Annotated in this window: 17 protein-coding genes, 1 tRNA gene and 1 pseudogene; 12 read left to right on the forward strand and 7 right to left on the reverse strand. The window is 68.9% G+C overall.

Annotated elements, in window-relative coordinates; all coding sequences use genetic code 11:
* Nucleotides 1-3 precede the first annotated feature (3 nt).
* Nucleotides 4-414 (reverse strand): roadblock/LC7 domain-containing protein, encoded by a 411-nt coding sequence (locus K8O92_13015; GenBank protein ID UAK34675.1) that lies wholly within the window; start codon nucleotides 412-414, stop codon nucleotides 4-6.
* A pseudogene (locus K8O92_13020) lies at nucleotides 411-2,844 on the reverse strand (HAMP domain-containing protein). The gene K8O92_13015 and the pseudogene K8O92_13020 overlap by 4 nt, the downstream one beginning before the upstream one ends.
* 356 nt (nucleotides 2,845-3,200) lie before the next feature.
* Between K8O92_13020 and K8O92_13025 the strand changes: the two are divergent.
* The 7 genes from K8O92_13025 to K8O92_13055 all read left to right on the forward strand — a co-directional run bounded on the left by K8O92_13025 (nucleotide 3,201) and on the right by K8O92_13055 (nucleotide 9,675).
* Entirely contained in the window at nucleotides 3,201-3,887 is a 687-nt protein-coding gene (locus tag K8O92_13025; protein ID UAK34676.1) for a response regulator transcription factor, read from the forward strand.
* Nucleotides 3,888-3,897: 10 nt separating this feature from the next.
* Nucleotides 3,898-5,352, forward strand: coding sequence for a HAMP domain-containing histidine kinase (locus K8O92_13030; protein UAK34677.1), 1,455 nt, complete (start codon nucleotides 3,898-3,900; stop codon nucleotides 5,350-5,352).
* 250 nt (nucleotides 5,353-5,602) lie between these two features.
* A complete protein-coding gene (locus tag K8O92_13035) occupies nucleotides 5,603-6,973 on the forward strand; it encodes a trypsin-like peptidase domain-containing protein (GenBank protein UAK34678.1) in 1,371 nt (456 codons plus the stop codon).
* On the forward strand, nucleotides 6,973-7,569 hold the full coding sequence (locus tag K8O92_13040) for a MogA/MoaB family molybdenum cofactor biosynthesis protein (GenBank protein UAK34679.1): 597 nt from the start codon (nucleotides 6,973-6,975) through the stop codon (nucleotides 7,567-7,569). The genes K8O92_13035 and K8O92_13040 overlap by 1 nt, the downstream gene beginning before the upstream one ends.
* Nucleotides 7,566-7,751: a hypothetical protein gene (locus K8O92_13045; protein UAK35665.1), complete on the forward strand. Its 186-nt coding sequence runs from the start codon at nucleotides 7,566-7,568 to the stop codon at nucleotides 7,749-7,751. The genes K8O92_13040 and K8O92_13045 overlap by 4 nt, the downstream gene beginning before the upstream one ends.
* A 512-nt stretch (nucleotides 7,752-8,263) precedes the next feature.
* Nucleotides 8,264-8,938: an MspA family porin gene (locus K8O92_13050; GenBank protein ID UAK34680.1), complete on the forward strand. Its 675-nt coding sequence runs from the start codon at nucleotides 8,264-8,266 to the stop codon at nucleotides 8,936-8,938.
* Nucleotides 8,939-9,003: 65 nt separating this feature from the next.
* Nucleotides 9,004-9,675 carry an MspA family porin gene (locus K8O92_13055; protein ID UAK34681.1) on the forward strand — a complete coding sequence of 224 codons (672 nt, stop codon included), beginning with the start codon at nucleotides 9,004-9,006 and terminating at the stop codon, nucleotides 9,673-9,675.
* Between the two features lie 113 nt (nucleotides 9,676-9,788).
* On the opposite strand, the gene K8O92_13060 is transcribed toward K8O92_13055, so the two are convergent.
* The 3 genes from K8O92_13060 to K8O92_13070 all read right to left on the reverse strand — a co-directional run bounded on the left by K8O92_13060 (nucleotide 9,789) and on the right by K8O92_13070 (nucleotide 11,511).
* On the reverse strand, nucleotides 9,789-10,454 hold the full coding sequence (locus tag K8O92_13060; GenBank protein UAK34682.1) for a flagellar biosynthesis protein FlgA: 666 nt from the start codon (nucleotides 10,452-10,454) through the stop codon (nucleotides 9,789-9,791).
* Between the two features lie 88 nt (nucleotides 10,455-10,542).
* A complete protein-coding gene (locus tag K8O92_13065) occupies nucleotides 10,543-10,833 on the reverse strand; it encodes an FmdB family transcriptional regulator (protein ID UAK34683.1) in 291 nt (96 codons plus the stop codon).
* Between the two features lie 69 nt (nucleotides 10,834-10,902).
* Nucleotides 10,903-11,511, reverse strand: coding sequence for a 5-formyltetrahydrofolate cyclo-ligase (locus tag K8O92_13070; GenBank protein ID UAK34684.1), 609 nt, complete (start codon nucleotides 11,509-11,511; stop codon nucleotides 10,903-10,905).
* Between the two features lie 68 nt (nucleotides 11,512-11,579).
* Between K8O92_13070 and K8O92_13075 the strand changes: the two genes are divergently transcribed.
* From K8O92_13075 to K8O92_13095, 5 genes are all read left to right on the forward strand, one after another.
* Nucleotides 11,580-12,536, forward strand: a complete 957-nt coding sequence (locus K8O92_13075) for a UTP--glucose-1-phosphate uridylyltransferase (protein UAK34685.1) — start codon at nucleotides 11,580-11,582, stop codon at nucleotides 12,534-12,536.
* 182 nt (nucleotides 12,537-12,718) lie between these two features.
* Nucleotides 12,719-13,975 (forward strand): molybdopterin molybdotransferase MoeA, encoded by a 1,257-nt coding sequence (locus K8O92_13080; protein UAK34686.1) that lies wholly within the window; start codon nucleotides 12,719-12,721, stop codon nucleotides 13,973-13,975.
* A 12-nt stretch (nucleotides 13,976-13,987) separates the two neighbouring features.
* Nucleotides 13,988-14,638, forward strand: a complete 651-nt coding sequence (locus K8O92_13085) for a GNAT family N-acetyltransferase (GenBank protein ID UAK34687.1) — start codon at nucleotides 13,988-13,990, stop codon at nucleotides 14,636-14,638.
* Between the two features lie 260 nt (nucleotides 14,639-14,898).
* The gene (locus K8O92_13090; protein ID UAK34688.1) at nucleotides 14,899-16,053 is read left to right on the forward strand and encodes a hypothetical protein; all 1,155 of its coding nucleotides are present in this window, start codon (nucleotides 14,899-14,901) and stop codon (nucleotides 16,051-16,053) included.
* A gap of 89 nt (nucleotides 16,054-16,142) precedes the next feature.
* A tRNA-Ala gene (locus K8O92_13095) sits at nucleotides 16,143-16,215 on the forward strand.
* 165 nt (nucleotides 16,216-16,380) lie between these two features.
* Here K8O92_13095 and K8O92_13100 read toward each other — a convergent pair.
* Complete coding sequence (locus K8O92_13100) at nucleotides 16,381-16,914, reverse strand: hypothetical protein (protein ID UAK34689.1); 534 nt, start codon at nucleotides 16,912-16,914, stop codon at nucleotides 16,381-16,383.
* Between the two features lie 297 nt (nucleotides 16,915-17,211).
* Nucleotides 17,212-17,664, reverse strand: coding sequence for a hypothetical protein (locus K8O92_13105; protein UAK34690.1), 453 nt, complete (start codon nucleotides 17,662-17,664; stop codon nucleotides 17,212-17,214).
* Between the last annotated feature and the right edge of the window lie 19 nt (nucleotides 17,665-17,683).

Here is a 17,683-nt window from a genome sequence, read left to right on the forward strand (position 1 = left end):
CGCTCAGACAGCGGTGCGCGCGGTCGCGGTGACCACCGACCCCACCCGATCGACCAGCAGTGCCATCTCGTAGCCGATACGGCCGATGTCGTGGGACTTGTTCGCCAGCACGGCCAGATGCGAGCCGTTGCCGACGCTCATCACCAGCAGGTAGCCGCGCTGCATCTCCACGATCGACTGCATCACCTTGCCACCGTCGAACAGGGAGGCCGCGCCCATGGAAAGGCTGGCCAGACCGGCGGTGACGGCAGCGAGCTGTTCGGCGCGGTCGCTGGGCAGATGCGGACTGGTGGCCTGCAACAAGCCATCCGCCGACACCAGCACCGCGTGGGACACGCCGGGCACATCTCGGGTGAAGCGGGCGACCAGCCAGTTCAGATTCTCGTCCGTGGTGCTGTTGTTCGCGTTGGTCATGCAAGCCCTCCGTCGTTGTACTGCGCATTGGCCCGCCCGCTGCGGACCCCACTGAGATGCCTGGTCAGGTTGTTGCGAATTTCTTCCGGATCACGCGTTCCCGCGTCCTCCGCCGGCGCCAAACCGCCGGGCACCAGCTGGGCGCCGGGCCTGCGGATCGGCAGTCCGCCCACGGTACGCGCGGTGGTGGTCGGATGGCTTGCGTCCTCGGCGGCCATCCAGCCCGCGTCACCGGGCGAGGACCAAGTGTTCTCCGGCGATTGCGAGGTCGAGGGCTCGACCAGCCATTCCGAGACCATGCGCTGATAGATCGGGGTCGGTGAGGCGCCCGCGACCGGCTGCAACCGGGAGGAGGTCACCGTCGCGGGTTCCGGTGCCGCCTCCTGCGGCGGGTCGGCGGGTACAGCGGGCTTCCGGATCGGAAGACCGGACCGGGCGGTGGTCTGCGGTGCGGGGGGCTGGCTCGGAGCGGCCGCGGTGGGTCCGGTCGCGGGCTCATCGTCCTTGAACTCAGCCCACAGATCGGTGCGCGCCGGCTCCTGCTCCCGCTCGGCGGTCCGCTCACCCGCGGCGGGCGTCACCGGTGCGAACGGGCCGGTCGGGGTGCGGTCGTCAGCGCGCGGCGCGAGCACCGGCCACGGCTGGGTGGCCGGCTGTTCCGCCGGGTTGACCGCTCGGCCGACCGGAGTGGAGACCGTGGGCTGGTCGGGAGCGTCGGCGACGCGGATGGCCGGACGGCGCTGGGGCAAACCCGAACTCGTCACGCCGAAGCGAGCGGTGTCGCGCTGCGGCAGGCTCGGCACCGGGACCAGGTTGCGCGGCTGCGCGCCGGTGGGCGGGGTGGCGAGCGAGGGCAGCTGATGCTCGGCCGTGATGTCGAGCGGCTTGCCCGCGGGGTCGGTGGCGTCCATCGGCGGCGCGACCAAGGCACCGGGCAGGTGCACGCTGGCTGTGATGCCCGGTTGCTGCGCCATCGTGGAGGTGCGGCGCAGGCTGACGGTGATGGTGTGGCGCTTGGCCAAGCGGCCGACGACGAACAGGCCCATGCGGCGCGCGGTCTCGACGGTGACCTCACCACCGGAGGCGAGCCGGTCGTTGGTCGTCTGCAGGTCTTCCAGGGACATGCCGAGACCGCGGTCGGTGATCTCGATCAGATAGCCGCCGTCCACCGCGCGCGACACCATGACGGTGACCGGCGTGGTCGGCGGAGAGTATCGCAGTGCGTTGTCGATCAGCTCGGCGAGCAGGTGCTCGATGTCGACGGCGGGCTCACCCGCGACGATGCCGTCGGGCACCGCGCCGATCTCGACCCGCTGGTAGTCCTCGACCTGGGAGACCGCGCTCCACAGCATGTCCGACAACGGCACCGGGTGCAGCTGGCCGCGACGCAGCGCGGTACCGGCGAGCACCAGCAGATTGTCGCCGTTGCGGCGCATGCGGGTGGCCAGATGGTCCAGGCGGAACAGGCTCTGCAGCCGGTCGGTGTCGTCCTCGTCGTGCTCGAGGTCCTCGATCAGCGCCAGCTGCTGCTCGACCAGCGATTGGCTGCGACGGGACAGGGTTTCGAACATGTTGCCGATCTGCAGGCGCAGGCGGGCCTGATCGGCGGCGAGATTCAGCGCCTGCTCGTGGATCTCGTCCACGGCGCGGGCGAGCTGGCCGATCTCGTCGGTGGAGTGCACCGCGACCGGGGTGATCTCCGGTGTGGTGCCGCCCGCGCGCACCACGGCGAGCTCGTCGGGCAGCTTGATGTGCGCGACCTCGAGTGCGTCCCGCCGCAGGCGGCGGACCGGGACGACCAGGGTGCGCGCGACCGAGAGGGCCAGAGCCAGGCCCGCGAGCAGCATCCCGATGACGATCGTCGTCTCGCGCAGCGCACCCGTCTGCGCTTCGATGGTGCGGTCGGCCAGCGCACTGTCGATGGTGTCGATCAGCTGCGCGGTGGTCTTCTCGTAGGTGTCCGAGCTGACTTGCAGCGAGTCGAGCACGGCGGGGTTGGTCGCCGGGTCGGCGGCGTTCTGGCTGAAGGTGCCCAGACGGGTCTGCACCGCGTCCAGCAGCGGGCGCATATTGCCCGCGTAGTCCGGCAGGATCTGCGCGTACTGGTAGATCATCGTGATCTCGGCGCCGGCGGCGACCAGCACGCGGGGCCGCACGCTCGGGTTGCGTCCGGCGTCCGGCGAGCCGATCAGCATGCGCTGCTGGGTGAGCACGCGCCGCGCGGTCTGCACCGACGCCAGCTGCAGGAAGTAGCGCTGGATGACCAGGTCGTCCACCGACGGCGACAGCGCCAGCGCGTTCCTCGTTGTTGATTCGGAGCACGGCGAAGACGCCGGCCAGCAGCACCGGAAGCACCAGCACCACGCCGACCTTGCGGGTGACCGACCAGTTCGACAGGCTGAATTGCCAGGACCGCGGTGCAGCTTCCATCCGCTTCCGTCGCCTCCGCTTCACCAGTGACCTCGGGCGCGCGTGGCTGTTCGGTATTGATTCAACCCGCAAAGAACCAACTAGAGGTCTTCTTTTTACCGCACGGAACATACCGTGCAGAGTGGTCAACGGCAATCCGGGGGAGTCGTTCTGCAAATTGCCGAATATGGCTATAGAGAACGAGTTTCGCGGTGGAATGCGTAAGGGACGCGTCAACTTCTCGCTGCGGCCATGGAAGGTGCTGGTCACCCGGGGTTGACAGGGGCGACGCGCCATGGCGGGACGCGTGCTCTGCGCACGGCGTGTCGGGAGCGCCCTCTCAGTTACCTCTCAGTCGCTGCGGTCAAACTGGTGGCATGCGCATTCTGGTGGTCGATGACGATCGGGCGGTCCGCGAATCGCTGCGCCGGTCGCTCACCTTCAACGGCTACTCCGTCGATCTCGCCGTCGACGGTGTGGACGCGCTGGAGAAGGCAACCGTCCAGCGACCGGACGCGCTCGTGCTGGACGTGATGATGCCCCGACTCGACGGGCTCGAGGTATGCCGCCGTCTCCGCAGCACCGGCGATGATTTGCCGATTCTGGTTCTCACTGCGCGAGATTCGGTGTCCGAGCGGGTCGCCGGGCTCGATGCCGGTGCCGATGATTATTTGCCGAAGCCTTTCGCGCTGGAGGAACTGCTGGCCAGGCTGCGCGCGCTGTTGCGGCGTACCGCCGCCGATCCGGGTGAGGCCTCGGAGGCGATGAAGTTCGCTGATCTGTCGCTGGACCCGGTGACGCGGGAGGTGTCCCGTGGCGTCCGCCCGATCAGTCTCATCCGCACCGAGTTCTCACTGCTGGAAATGTTGATGGCGAACCCGCGTCGTGTGCTCACCCGCAGCCGCATTCTCGAAGAGGTCTGGGGCTACGATTTCCCAACCTCGGGAAATGCGCTCGAGGTCTATATCGGTTATCTGCGCCGCAAGACCGAGGCGGAGGGCGAACCGCGACTGATCCATACCGTGCGTGGCGTGGGCTACGTGCTGCGCGAAACGCCGCCGTAGGTCGGCGGTCATGGCACGGACACCTCCCAAGCCCCCCGTCGTCGCCGCCCTCGGCCAGGGACAGCCCGAGTCCCCGGACATGCGGCCACCCATGCCGCTGACCCGGTCGGTCTCGCTGCGGTGGCGGGTGACGCTGCTTGCCGCCTCGGTCGTGGCGATCGCGGTGGCGGTCACCTCGATCGCGGCCTACGCCTTGGTGGCGCGCGCCCTGTACGACGACGTGGACGCCCAGTTGCGCAGCCGGGCCACGGCGGTGATCGCGAGCAACCCCTACGGGTTCAACAATCTGAATCTGATGGTGGCCGCCGCCTTCTACGACGACACCGGCATCGCCCTGATCTATCCCGATCTGGGCCGCTGGCTGCCGCCGCAGTCGACCGATCCGCCCATCGGGAGCCAGGAGCTGGCCGTCGCGCGTGGCGAGCGGAGTTCCTCGCTGCGCACCGTCGGCAATCAGCGCGCACTCGCCGTGCACACCGACTCGGGTGCGACGCTGGTCATCTCGCAGCGATTGGACCGCACCAGGGAGGTGCTCGACCGGCTCGCCTGGCTGTTGTTCGTCGTCGGCGGCTGCGGCGTGGTGCTGGCCGCGGCGGCGGGCACGGCGGTCGGCCGGACCGGTCTGCGGCCCATCGCGCGATTGACGGCGGCCACCGAGCGGATCGCGCGCACCGACGATCTGACGCCGATCCCGGTGACCGGTGACGACGAACTGGCAAGGCTCACAGAGAGTTTCAACACCATGCTGCGCGCACTGACCGAGTCGCGTGATCGGCAGCGCAGGCTCGTCGCCGACGCAGGGCACGAATTGCGTACGCCGCTGACGTCGCTGCGGACCAACATGGAGTTGCTCATCGCTTCGAGCCGTCCCGGCGCTCCCCGCCTCCCAGAGGAGGACATGGCCGGACTGCGCGCCGACGTGATAGCCCAGATCGAGGAGTTGTCGACTCTGGTGGGCGATCTGGTCGATCTCGCGCGGGAGGACGCTCCGGAAACCGTCTACGAGCGCCTGGATCTCGGGGAGGTGGTGGAACGCGCGCTCGAGCGCGCCCGCCGCCGCCGCGCGGGCATCGAGTTCGTCGCCGACCTGCGTCCGTGGTTCGTCTACGGGCACGAGGCGGGCCTCGAGCGCGCGGTGCTGAACGTGCTCGACAACGCGGCCAAGTGGAGCCCGGCCGGCGCGCAGGTCCGCATCCTCATGCGCGAAAGCGGACCCGGCCTGCTCGAACTGTCCATCGACGACGCGGGACCCGGGATCCCCCCGGCGGAGCGCGAGTTGGTGTTCGAGCGCTTCTATCGGGTCATGTCGTCGCGGTCGATGCCGGGCTCCGGCCTCGGCTTGGCGATCGTCAAGCAGGTCGTGACGAAACACGGCGGCACCATCGCCATCGATACCTCGCAACGCGGCGGCGCCGTCGTCCGCATCGTGTTGCCCGGAGAGCCGGGCGCGCCCGCGCCCGATTGACGCAATACCGGGCAAGAGAAGACCATTTACCGCACAATCTTGGTGTTCTGTGCGGAATATTCATCTTCGGTGGGGTATTTCGGACATTGCTCCGATCGGTTTGCCACAGGATTTGAGACATCAAGTTGGCGGTGGTTCTATTGTGCACCGGCTCCTGGGGACAGATCTCGGAAAACTGAAAGCACGGTCTCAGTCCGCTCTCAGTCGCCGTGGCCACCCTGGTCGGGACGTGAGCAGAAACGAGGAGTCCATGACCGAGGATTCGAAGGACCGCCGGGAGCCGGGCCCGCCGGACGCAGGCGCGCTCGGACCGCGGGAGGCGCACGCGCCCGGTTACGGTTCGCAGGAAGCGCATCATCCCACCGCGCCGTATCCGCAGCACCACTCGGCTGCGCCGTACCCAGGGCATCCCGCGTCCTTCGGTCCACCGAAGGACGCCACGTACCCGCAGGGTCCGGTCTACGGCGCCCCGCCCGCACCGGCCCGCCGTCCGTTCCGTGCGGGACTGGCCGTGGGGGCCGTGGCGCTCGCCCTGGTCAGCGGTGGCGTCGGCGGTGCGGTCGGCGCGCTGGTCACGCACGGCGACGACGGCCGCGCCCCGGTGACCAACGCCTTGGACGCGCCGAAGCCGAATATGAGCAACGCGGTCAACGCTCCGGCCGGCTCCACCCAGGCGGTCGCACAGAAGGTGCTGCCCAGCGTCGTGATGATCAAAGTGGCCAGCAGCAAGGCCGAGGGCGAGGGCTCCGGAGTGGTCCTGTCCTCCGACGGCCTGATCCTTACCAACAATCACGTGGCCGCGGGCGGTGGACCGAACGCCAGGATGGAGGTTGTGTTCTCCGACGGCAGCAGTGCGCCCGCCACCCTGGTCGGCGCCGATCCGGTCTCCGACCTGGCCGTCATCCGAGCGTCCGGCAAGAGCGGCCTGACTCCGATCGAACTGGGCACCTCGGCGAATCTGCAGGTCGGCCAGCCGGTTGTCGCGATCGGCTCGCCGCTCGGTCTGGCGGGCACGGTCACTACGGGCATCGTCTCGGCGCTGAACCGGCCGGTCGTGACCTCCGGTGACGGCAGCGAGCCCGGTCCCGCGGTCAGCCCGGTGATCGACGCGATTCAGACGGATGCCGCGATCAACCCCGGCAACTCGGGCGGCGCGCTGGTGGACGGCAACGGCAAGCTCGTCGGAATCAACACCGCCATCGCGACGCTGGGGCCCACCGAGATGGCAGGCGGCCAGACCGGGTCGATCGGACTCGGGTTCGCGATCCCGGTCGATCAGGCGCGGCGGGTGGCCGACGAACTGATCAAGACCGGCAAGGCCACCTACGCGCAGATCGGTATCACCGTGTCGCGTCAACAGGATCCGGCGCAGCAGATTTCCGGCGCGAAGGTCCGCGACGTCACGCCGGACGGTCCCGCCGCACGCGCGGGCATTCCGCCGGGGGCGGTGGTGACGAGGCTCGATGACCGCCCGATCGATTCCGGGAACGCGCTCGTCGCCGCGGTCCGCTCACACCAACCAGGAGACAAGGTGAAGGTCACCTACAGCGATGAGCAGGGCAACAACTCCAAGACCGTCGAGGTGACCCTCTCCGGCGCGCCCGCGGACGGTGGCCGGTGATGCGCGCGGTCCCCGGTGGACAGGGCCGGACGATCGATGTCGACCCCGACGTTCTCGGCGCGGCCGCCGAGTTGCTCGGCGCAGGCGCTACGGTGAGCACCATGGAAATCGATGCTCCTGTGGCGGGGCGTGCTCTGGTGGTGGTCGTCGACGACAGGACGGCGCATGGAGGTATTGACTCGCTCGGTCCGCTGGTCACCGAGCTGCTCACCGAGGCGGGTTTCCTCGTGGACGCCTCGGTGTCGGTGCAAGCCGACGAGGTGGAGATCCGCAACGCGCTCAACACGGCGGTGATCGGCGGCGTGGATCTGGTCATCTCCGTCGGCGGCACGGGCATGTCCCCGCGTGACGTGACCCCGGAGGCGACCTCGCAGGTGCTCGACCGCGAGCTGCCGGGCATCAGCGAAGCCCTCCGTTCCTCCGGCCGCGTGGCCGGCTCGCTGGACGCCGGGCTCTCTCGCGGTGTGGCAGGCGTGTCCGGAAGCACTTTGGTGGTCAACCTGCCCGGCACCCGGTCCGCCATCCGGGACGGCATGGCGACGCTCGGCCCGCTCGCCAGCCGGGTGATCGGCGAACTCTCCGGATTGGTCGAATAATCAGCGCACCCCCTCCCGCCGAGAACCCTCGCCCGGCCGCGCGCCGGGCGAGGGATGCGCGCTTGGCGAAGATCTTCGGCGACACTCTGCCGGAGACCACCGGCGACGAGCGCGACGACCGTGACGACGGCGGCCGCGCCGAGGACTGGCTGCGAGCCCAAGTTCCCCCGCATCACGGCTGAGGCCGTTATCTACGTAGTTGCTACGTACTGCCGTCGGCCATTTTTGTGATCCTCCAGTGATCAATTCAGCTCGGAAGTAATCCGGCCGAGACGCTTGACCGCCGGTCGCGCATCCGCGACGTCGGCGTCGCTGTGCCCATACGCGACCATTGCGCACCTGGTCAGCCGTAGCGATCCGGTATTTATGCACGTCACGCCATATTCAGATGTGCGCAACTGTGGCGGGAGTCACCTTGAACTTTACGAAACCTCGCGTTGCGAGGCCCGTTATAGAACGTTTAATCTCCCATCGAGCCACTCCACAGTTGGACATCACAGGCCCGGGCACCGGCACGCACTACGCCGCTCGACGGAACCATGGCTCGGTTCCGGCGCCGGTAAGTTGGTTGCGCCGAAATAACAGCCGGTTACACATCGGCAACAAAGGAGCGACACACTGAGCTGGGCCTGAGAGGACCATCTGTCCAGCCTCGACGGTCGAGGTTGACTGTTTGAACCTGATGAGGGGAAGTATGAGCGAGAACCGCACCAATGGTCTGCGCCGCGGTGTCCGCGTCGCGGGCATCGGCGCTGCCGCGGCTGTAGCCATGGGCCTGCTTTCGACCGGTGCTGCCAACGCCGACACCTTCGTGCCGTTGCCGGACGGCCAGAAGGTGGGTCCCGGCGTGACGATCACCCGCAATGGTGAGCGCGCCTTGATCTCCCCGTCCCTTGCTGCGAACGGTGCCGGCCGTGTCGTGTGGGTTTCGGGGAACGCCATTGCCGATGTCGCTGTGACGCCGGAAGGTGAGATCGGCCCGAACAACGGCCCGAGCGGAAACCCGGGCACGAATAATTCGTCCACTCACGGTGCCTCGCAGTTGAGCACCGGTTACATCGTCGGCTGCCAGATCAGCATCGCCGACGACGCCATCTCCGCGGGTGTGTCGGGCAGTGTGAACCTCAGCGGCGCCAGCGCGGGCGGTTCCATCGGTATCAACCTCGGTCCCGGCGAGGTCACGTTCGTTCAGATCGATTACAAAGACATCCTCAAGCCCGGGGTGTACTCCGTCGAGTATCAGGATGCCGAGATTCAGATCCAGGGCTGCGCTGGTTACGCGCAGGCGCGTTCGTACACGGTCGTCGAGATCATCGGCGATCACTATTCGAAGACCACCCTCTACGGGATGCCGTTCAGCATCGGCTGACGTCTGTCGAAACCAACGAACCATCCTCCCGCTGAAGCGGACTCAACCCTCGAGGGATATCAACCATGATCAACCGTAAGAAGCTGGCGCGGATGGCCGGCGTCGGCGCCGCAGCCACCATCGCCATGGGCTTGTTCTCCACAGGTGCGGCGAATGCCGATACTTTCGTTCCGCTGCCGGGTGGTGAGCTTGTGAAGACGTTGTCGGATGGCACGGTGGTGACCGTTCGTCTGGTCGGTGAGTCGGCGACCATCAGTCCGTCTATGGGTGCGACGCCGTTGCATCGCAATGCGTGGGTCTCCGGTAGCGCGCAGGTCGAGCTGTCGGGTGCGGCCGGGGGCAAGATCTTCCCCGGTTACACCGTTGGTTGCCAGGTGAACATTGCTGGTGGTGGTGCCACTGGTGGTATGGATGGCAATGTGGATTGGAGTGACGGGCAGAACGTCACCGCTGGCGTGGGCGCGAACTCCGGCGGGAATCTGTCGCTGGGGCCGGGCCAGGCGAAGTCGTTCTACGTGCTCGATCTGGAGCAGGCCGATGACTATGGCAACGAGGCGCACAAGACTCGTAATGCTTTCCGGGGCACCAGCGGTTCGGTGACGTGGTCGGATGAGACCATCGGTCTCAATGGCTGTGGTGGTTATGCCCAGGCGCGTGCTTTCGTGAGCGTCGAGGTCGAAACCGACAATGTCATCACCTGGGTGACGCTGTGGGGAGCACCCTTCAGCCTCGGCTGAGCGCCGGATATCCACTCGCACAACGGAACGGGCCTGTCGCCGTGGACGGGCCCGTTTCCGCGTGGATGCCGCACGAGCCGCCGCCGAAGATTTCGCGAAACATGGTCGGCGGATCAGTGGAAAACGACGGTGAGCGCGGTGCGCAGCGACGCCCCCGCCACGGCGGTGGCGTGCTCGGCGTCCATCGCGACCAAGACCACGCGATCCGTGGTTCCCCGTCCCGCACCCGCACCGGAGACCAGGATGACGGCGGCATCGGTGGCGAGGGTGCGGGCAGGGCGGGTACCGGGCCCGTTCGCCTCTTCCGCGCCGATGACGTCGACGCGATCGCCCGCGCGCAGGATGTCGGCGACCGCCGTGTCGGCGAGGCGGATGGGCACGATGCGCGCTTCGCGCCCGCCGGTCGCCGCCGCGGCCAAGCGCGGACCGACGACCCGCAAGTCGGTGAACACCTCGCCCTGCCGCATGGCGCCGGTCAGCGTCGCGCCGACGAGCGCGGCGGGATCGGCGACGGCCCCCGCGGGCAACGTACCCGCCTCGCGGGGTGCGGAGCGCAGGTCGCTCGCCTCGAGGAGTCGGCCCGGGGCCAGATCCCGGCCCGCGACCACGACCGTCGTGGTCTCGGCGTCCGGGTCGCCACGCAGGAAGAGGAACGCCGCGAGCGCGGCGAGAGCGGCGGCGAGCAGCCGTCTGGCCAGCACGGCGTCGGCCCAGGGCGGTCGCTGCCACCCGGAAGGATTCCAGCCGCCGCGGCCGAGGTCGGCGAGTGCACGAGTCATGGCCGGATCCTATGGCCGGACTTACCCTCGCCCGGCCGGGATCGCGGTGCCTTGTGGATAGTTGACCGGCTGTGGAAAACCGATCGAATCAGCTGGCCACGGCCGTGCTGGTGGACGCGGTGGACCCGCTCGACGACCCGGAGTCCGAAGACGAACTCGAACTGCTCTCGGACTTGGCGGGCTCGCTCGCGGTGGAGGAGCCACCGCGGCTGTCGGTGCGGTAGAAGCCGCTGCCCTTGAAGACGATGCCGACCGAGTTGAACAGCTTGCGCAGCTTTCCGGAGCACTCCGAGCACACGCTCAGCGCCTCGTCGGTGAAGGACTGAACGATGTCGAAGCGGTTGTCACACTGGGTGCACGCATACGAGTAAGTAGGCACAGGATCCTCCGCGGTGTTCGTCGATCTAGCACTCTACAGCCGACAGTGCCAACACCGCCAATCGCTGCTTCATTCCCCAGCGTAATGGTCGCCCAGCCGGCGCAGCCCGCCCCGTGGCGTGAGCGCCCAGCCCATCCGCAGGTCGTGCGGTTCCTCGGGGAGCCGGTCGAGGAGTTCGTCGTCCCGGACCACAGCGACCAGCCTGGCGTCCGGCCGTGCGGCGGGCAGCGTGCGGTCGTAATAGCCCGCGCCGCGGCCGAGTCGCACGCCGCGCAGGTCCACCGCCAGCGCGGGGACCAGAATCAGCTCCGCCCTGGTCACGGCGTCCGGAGGCAGCACGCTGCCGATGGGTTCCAGCAACCCGTAGCGGGCGCGGCGCAGCGCATCCGCGCCGGTGTACTCGGCCCAGCTCAGCGGCCCCGGCGGGCCGGTGACCGGCAGCAGCACGCGCGCGCCGCCGGCCAGCAGCGCGTCCAGCATCGCCGTCGATCCCGGTTCGCCCGCGATCGGCACATACGCGCAGACCCACCCGCGCGCTCCCACCGCGCCGACCGTCGTGGCCAGGGCGAACGCTTCGTTTTCCCGCTCCGTGGCGCTCATCACAGCCCGTTGGGCGAGGAGTTCGATGCGCCATGCATGTTTATCGCGCTCGCCGGGCATCTTCACAGTGATCACCATAGGCTCACCCCGGAACCGGGTCGGCGCGACGCCGATCCGGCGGCGTGATGGATGGATAGGGTATGCGTATGACAGCAAAGGCCGGACAGCCCGGTGACGCCGCGGTGGTGTCGTGCTTCCGTACGGCCGTGGTGCCCGCGGCCGGGCTCGGAACACGGTTTCTGCCCGCGACCAAGACGGTGCCCAAGGAACTTCTCCCGGTGGTGGACACCCCCGGCATCGAGCTGGTCGCCGCCGAGGCGGCCGGATCAGGCGCCGAGCGGCTGGTGATCGTCACGTCCCCCGGCAAGGACGGCGTGGTCGCCCACTTCGTCGAGGACCTGGTGCTGGAGAGCACGCTGGCCGAGCGCGGCAAGTTCAAGCTGCTCGAGAAGGTCCGCAAGGCGCCGGGGCTGCTCGACGTCACCTCAGTGGTGCAGGAGGAGCCGCTCGGGCTCGGGCACGCCGTGGCCCAGGCCGAACAGGCCCTCGACGACGACGAGGACGCCATCGCGGTCCTGCTGCCCGACGACCTCGTGCTGCCCCGCGGCGTGCTCGACGTGATGAGCCGGGTGCGCCGTAAGCGCGGCGGCACGGTGCTGTGCGCCATCGACGTGCCCAAGGACGAGGTCAGCGCGTACGGCGTGTTCGACGTGGCGCCGGTGCCGGACGCGGTCAACCCGAACGTCCTGCGTGTCAAGGGGATGGTGGAGAAACCCGCCCTCGCCGACGCGCCGTCGACCTTCGCTGCCGCGGGCCGATACCTGCTGGACCGCGCGATCTTCGACGCGTTGCGCCGCATCGAGCCCGGCGCGGGTGGCGAACTGCAACTTACCGACGCCATCGCCCTGCTGATCGCCGAGGGACACCCGGTTCATGTCGTGGTGCACCGTGGGTCGCGCCACGATTTGGGCAACCCGGGCGGTTATCTTCGTGCTGCGGTCGATTTCGCACTGGAACGAGAGGAATACGGCCCCGCCCTGCGGGAGTGGCTGCAGTACCGCCTCGGTCCGGACTGGGATCCGCAGCTGACGACCGACGACTGACGGACCCGGCCGGGGGTTTCGCCGAGCGTGGAGCGTCGGGTACGAATGATGGTTCACCGCGGTGCGCGCGAATGCGCTTGCGCCGCGGCTGGATCGCGCGCGCCCGCGCAGCGAAGTCGGTTGAAGTGCGGATCGGTTGAAGTGCGGATCGGTTGAGTGCGGAGAGGATCAGGAAGGGCTGGATGCGCTCGGTTGAGGATCAGCAGATCAAGGTGACCGCCGCGGCGGTCGCGCCCCGGCCGGTCCGGGTCGCGATTTCCGAGGCACAGGGCCTGCTGTGCGCCGAGGACGTCGTCACCGAGCGGCCGTTGCCCGGCTTCGACCAGGCCGCCATCGATGGCTACGCCGTGCGCAGCGTCGATGTCGCCTCGGCCGGTGCGGACATCCGCGACGAAGACGGCGAACTCGTCGACCTCACCCTCCCGGTGGTCGGCGAGGTGGTCGCCGGTTCCCGTCAGCCGATCCGCTTGCAGCCGCGCCAGACCGTCCGGGTGGATACCGGCGCACCGATGCCGACCCTCGCCGACGCGGTCCTCCCGTTGGATTTCACCGACGGGGGGCGGGCCAGGATAAAGGTGTACGAGCCGGTGCGCTCCGGCGATTACGTCCGGCGCGTCGGTGACGACGTCCAGCCGGGCGACGTCGCGGTACGTGCGGGAACCATCATCGGCGCCGCGCAAGTCGGTCTGCTCGCCGCGGTCGGTCACGACAAGGTGCTGGTGCACCCGCGCCCGCGACTATCGGTGATCTCGGTGGGCGAAGAGCTGATCGATATCGACCGCACGCCCGGCCCCGGCCAGGTGTACGACGTGAACTCCTACGCGCTGGCCGCGGCCGCACGCGATGCCGGCGCGGATGTGAACCGCGTCGGCATCGTCGGTTCCGATCCGCGCCGGTTGCGCGACGTGGTCGAGGGGCAACTGGTGCGCGCCGAGGTGGTCGTCATCGCGGGCGCGGTCGGCGGCTGGGCCTCCGAGCAGATCCGGGAGGCGCTCGAAGGGCTCGGTGAACTCGAGATCACCCGTGTGGCCATGCATCCGGGCTCGGTGCAGGGCTTCGGCCGCCTCGGCCGCGACGAGGTACCGACCTTCCTGCTGCCGTCCAATCCGGTGGGCGCGCTGGTGGTGTTCGAGGTGATGGTGCGCCCCTTGATCCGAATCGCGTTGGGGCGCAGGCATCCCATGCGCCGGATCATCAGCGCGCGGACCATCACGCCGATCAGTTCCATGGCAGGACGCAAGGGATACCTGCGCGCTCAGCTCATGCGGGACGAGGCGACCGGTGAATACCTGGTGCAACCGCTCGGCGGCGCGAACTCGTCCTCACACCTGCTCGCCACGCTCGCCGAGGCGAACAGCCTGATCGTGATCGACCCGGACGACACCGAGATCCGTACCGGTGACGAGGTCCAAGTCGCCTTTCTGGCGCAGCGTGGCTGAGACGTGGAAGCCATGAACGTCTTCCGGGCCACACAGCACCCGGGGTGGCCCGCGCGGTTGGGCCCGGTCCGCGTGGCCGCGGGACAGGTGACCTTGCGTCCGGTGCGGCTGCGTGACGCGGCGGCTTGGAGCCGGATCCGCTTGCGGGACAGGGCGCATCTCGAGCCATGGGAGCCGACCGGTCGCGGGTCGTGGGAGGCGCGCAACCACGCCTCCAACTGGCCCTCGCTGTGGTCGAGCCTGAAAGCGGAGGCAAGGCGCGGCGCGATGATCCCGTTGGTCATCGAGGTCGACGGCGTGTTCAGCGGGCAGTTGACCGTCGGCAATATCGTGCGCGGCGCACTGCGGTCGGCCTGGATCGGTTACTGGGTGGCCAAGGATCTCAGCGGGCAAGGCGTCGCGACGGCCGCGCTGGCGCTCGGCTTGGATCACTGCTTCGGGCCGGTCGGCCTGCATCGGGTCGAGGCGACCGTGCGACCGGAGAATCTGGCCAGCCAGGCGGTGCTGCGCAATGTCGGTTTCCGGGAAGAGGGCCTGTTGCGGCGCTACCTCGACGTGGACGGCGACTGGCGGGATCACCTGCTGGTCGGCATGACCGTCGAGGAAGTGGTCGGAACGGTTCTGGACCGGCTGGTGCGAGAGGGGCGCGTCACCCTGCTGTAGAACCGGCCACCGGCCGCGGTGGCATGGTGGAAGTGTGACAGGTGTGGCGGATGTGCACGGCGCGCCTGCCGGAACTTGGTGCTACCCGGAATTAGCCTACGGACGTCGATGGTGCGTCTTGCGTCATCGGCAGGGAGCCTGCGAGGGGACCGGCGTCCGCGCCGCTGCGTCGGACGGGGGCCGGCCGAGCGCGGGGCGTCTGACGCACCGTTGGCGGGCCGAGCCGGACAAAACCCAGGCGGGACGGAGGTGCTGACGCGATGCCGAATTCGATCCTGTGGATCGGACTCGTCGTGCTCTGGGTCTTCGTCCTTTTCCCGATCCTCGCCGACCGCCACCCGAGAATCCGCCGGACCACCGACGCCGCGCTGGCGACCCGGGTCCTGCACCGCGGCGGAGGCAAACGACGTCTCAGGAAAGGCCCGGCCGCCGGGCACGAAACCGATCCGAACTGGCGGCCCCGCCGCGAACCGAGAAAGTACGCCCACAGCGATGATGCGGAGGACCGGATGACGACACCGGCCGACGAGCCCGTCACCGAGACCGACGAGGAGAACACGCCCGCGGCCGACGACGCCGCGGCGTCGGACATCGCTGCCGCGGCGTCCGGCATCGCTGCCGCGGCGTCCGGCATCGCTGCCGCGGCGTCCGGCATCGCTGCCGCCGAAACGGACGACACCGAGGTCGAGGACCTCGCGACCGCCGCACCGGACGAAGACGAGTCGGAAGACGACGACGAAGCCGCCGAAGTCGCTGCGAAGATCGACGCGGAAACCGATGATGACGGCGTGCGCGCACACCACCCCGAGCCGGTCGCGGCCAGAATCCCACCCGCGCGCTCCACCGTGCCCGCCCGCGTGGACTTCGACTACGAGGACTACGACGACGAGGACTACGACGACTACGACGGCTCGGGGGAACCGGAGTTCGTCCCCTCCCGCCGTGGCCGCGGCGGCTTCGACCCCGAGGCCGACGCCATCGCCCGCGCGGCCCGCTACACCTTCCGGCAGCGTGCCGTGCTCGGCCTGCTGCTGACTGCGGTCCTGTCCGGCGCGCTCGCGCTCGTGTTCACCCCCTTGCTGTGGTGGGTCTGCGGGCTCGCCGCCACCGTGCTGGTGACCTACCTGGCCTACCTGCGCAAGCAGGTGCGGATGGAGGAGGAGATCCGCCGCAGGCGCGCGGCGCGCCTCAACCGTGGCCAGGCGGACGAAGGCGATCCACGCGCGCGCCGAGCCCGCTCCCCGCACGGCGCCATGGACCGCGACACCGCCCGCACCCTCCGCCGCCGCTCCACACTGATCGAACTCGACGACGAAGACCCCATGTTCGCCCACCTCGATCCCTTCGACCCCGCCACCGCCCGCGCCCTGCGCACCCGCACCAGCGGCGACGTCCGCCGCGCCGCCGGCGCGTGATTCCGACCATTCGACCAGGTCAGGGCACCGATTCGGAGTCTGGCGGCCCGGCCTGATACAGTGTCACAGCGCGGTTCCCCGAACCGCACGGGGCTATAGCGCAGTTGGTAGCGCGTCTCGTTCGCATCGAGAAGGTCAGGGGTTCGATTCCCCTTAGCTCCACTCCGTTCGTCGCAGGCCCACGCTCCTGGAGAGTGTGGGCCTTCTGCATTTCCCTGGGTGTCCGCGGGCCACCCGATGTTCGCGCAGGTGGGGGTTTGTAGCGGATGCCGGTGTGCGTCGAGGCCGAGGCTCCAGCTCTGGCAGCGGCTTCGAGCGTGACGTTGCTCAGGCGATGGCGGTGCGCAGGGCGAACCAGCCGGTGGTGGGGTCGGCGAAGCCGTGGTACATGAGGCGGGCGCGTTGGTCTACTTCGAAGAGGCGGTAGATCGCGAGCATGGCTCGGGCGGTCGCCTCCTGTTGGAAGTCGTCGATGCGGCGGTAGCCGATGGGGTGTTCGGGGAGTAGCGCCAGGCGTGTCAGTTCGGCGGGGTCGCTGACGTCCAAGCCCATCGGTGCGGCGTCGGTGATGTGGTGGTCGTACAGGATGTCGTGCACCTGGTGGGGGTTGGGGCGGGCGGATCGGAACTCCTGGAGTTCGGTGCGCAGGGGGGCGGAGGAAGCCGACTCGCTCTGCACCAGGTCGATCACCTCGGCGTCGGGGATCGGTGTGCCGGTGTCGTCGGAAAGCGGGGCCTGTTCGAGTAGGTGCAGCATGGTGCCGCCGGGGATCAAGGGCTCCGGGGCGAGGAACAGGGTGACCGTCGGGCAGACACAACCCTGGCCGAGTAGACAGACGCGCATATGGAACGGGTCGGGCATGCGGCCCTCCTCCATGGAAACCGGGCCGGAGATACCGAGCCCGTGCCGGATCGGGACTTCGAATTGTGCCGATCGTGGAGGTGCCGTAGCGCTTCGACGGTCGACCGTGCCGCGATTACCCAGTCTAGGACCCGGCCACTGCCCGCGCATCGCTATCGGCCGCCGCCCTCCGGGTCCGCCGAGCGTTTCGCAGGTCCCTTTCGTCCGGCCCGGGTGCGCCGTGCCGTGTGAAGCACCAGGGATCGGATCAGCTTCGCTCCGAAGCTGCTTTCTCGACTCCTGCCAGGGTCGCGAAGCTCAGCGGATCCGGATTTCGACGGTCGGCGCGGACACGTGGAGGTAGTCGGTGGTGACGTCGACCCGCACGCGGCCGGGGCCGGTGGGTAAGGCGGCGAAGATGGTTGCGGGTGTCTGGTTCCACGCGGTGTTGTCGGTGACCGGGACGGCGACGGTGCCCGCGGCCCCGCTGTCGAGGTTGCGCCAGTGGGCGAACGCCGTGAAGGAGCACGGCATGCCCATGGGGGTGTAGCTGACGAAGCTGATGCCGAAACGGGCGGCGCCGGGGGTTCCGGTCGGTGAGGACACGCCTGCTCGGCCTTGGCCGTAGCAGGTGTCGCCGAAGGTGTGTATTACTCCGATGCTCACGAACGCGGGGTCATCCGCGGTGGCAGGGCCCGCGGATGCCGCGAACGCTCCTGTGCACAGCGCCGCGACCAGGGCGCTCCGTCCGGTCAGCTGCCTGCCTCGCACTGGGGATCACGCTCCTTCT

This window comes from Nocardia asteroides (assembly GCA_019930625.1).
Classification (GTDB): Bacteria; Actinomycetota; Actinomycetes; order Mycobacteriales; family Mycobacteriaceae; genus Nocardia; species Nocardia sputi.

What these genes read in the sequence shown, in the direction of transcription:
- K8O92_13055 (UAK34681.1), top strand. Translation starts at nt 9,004, where the DNA reads ATGATCAACCGTAAGAAGCTGGCGCGGATGGCCGGCGTCGGCGCCGCA.
- K8O92_13040 (UAK34679.1), top strand. Translation starts at nt 6,973, where the DNA reads ATGCGCGCGGTCCCCGGTGGACAGGGCCGGACGATCGATGTCGACCCC.
- K8O92_13050 (UAK34680.1), top strand. Translation starts at nt 8,264, where the DNA reads ATGAGCGAGAACCGCACCAATGGTCTGCGCCGCGGTGTCCGCGTCGCG.
- K8O92_13060 (UAK34682.1), bottom strand. Translation starts at nt 10,454, where the DNA reads ATGACTCGTGCACTCGCCGACCTCGGCCGCGGCGGCTGGAATCCTTCC.
- K8O92_13070 (UAK34684.1), bottom strand. Translation starts at nt 11,511, where the DNA reads ATGGTGATCACTGTGAAGATGCCCGGCGAGCGCGATAAACATGCATGG.
- K8O92_13100 (UAK34689.1), bottom strand. Translation starts at nt 16,914, where the DNA reads ATGCCCGACCCGTTCCATATGCGCGTCTGTCTACTCGGCCAGGGTTGT.
- K8O92_13015 (UAK34675.1), bottom strand. Translation starts at nt 414, where the DNA reads ATGACCAACGCGAACAACAGCACCACGGACGAGAATCTGAACTGGCTG.
- K8O92_13025 (UAK34676.1), top strand. Translation starts at nt 3,201, where the DNA reads ATGCGCATTCTGGTGGTCGATGACGATCGGGCGGTCCGCGAATCGCTG.
- K8O92_13030 (UAK34677.1), top strand. Translation starts at nt 3,898, where the DNA reads ATGGCACGGACACCTCCCAAGCCCCCCGTCGTCGCCGCCCTCGGCCAG.
- K8O92_13085 (UAK34687.1), top strand. Translation starts at nt 13,988, where the DNA reads ATGAACGTCTTCCGGGCCACACAGCACCCGGGGTGGCCCGCGCGGTTG.
- K8O92_13080 (UAK34686.1), top strand. Translation starts at nt 12,719, where the DNA reads ATGCGCTCGGTTGAGGATCAGCAGATCAAGGTGACCGCCGCGGCGGTC.
- K8O92_13090 (UAK34688.1), top strand. Translation starts at nt 14,899, where the DNA reads ATGCCGAATTCGATCCTGTGGATCGGACTCGTCGTGCTCTGGGTCTTC.
- K8O92_13075 (UAK34685.1), top strand. Translation starts at nt 11,580, where the DNA reads ATGACAGCAAAGGCCGGACAGCCCGGTGACGCCGCGGTGGTGTCGTGC.
- K8O92_13035 (UAK34678.1), top strand. Translation starts at nt 5,603, where the DNA reads ATGACCGAGGATTCGAAGGACCGCCGGGAGCCGGGCCCGCCGGACGCA.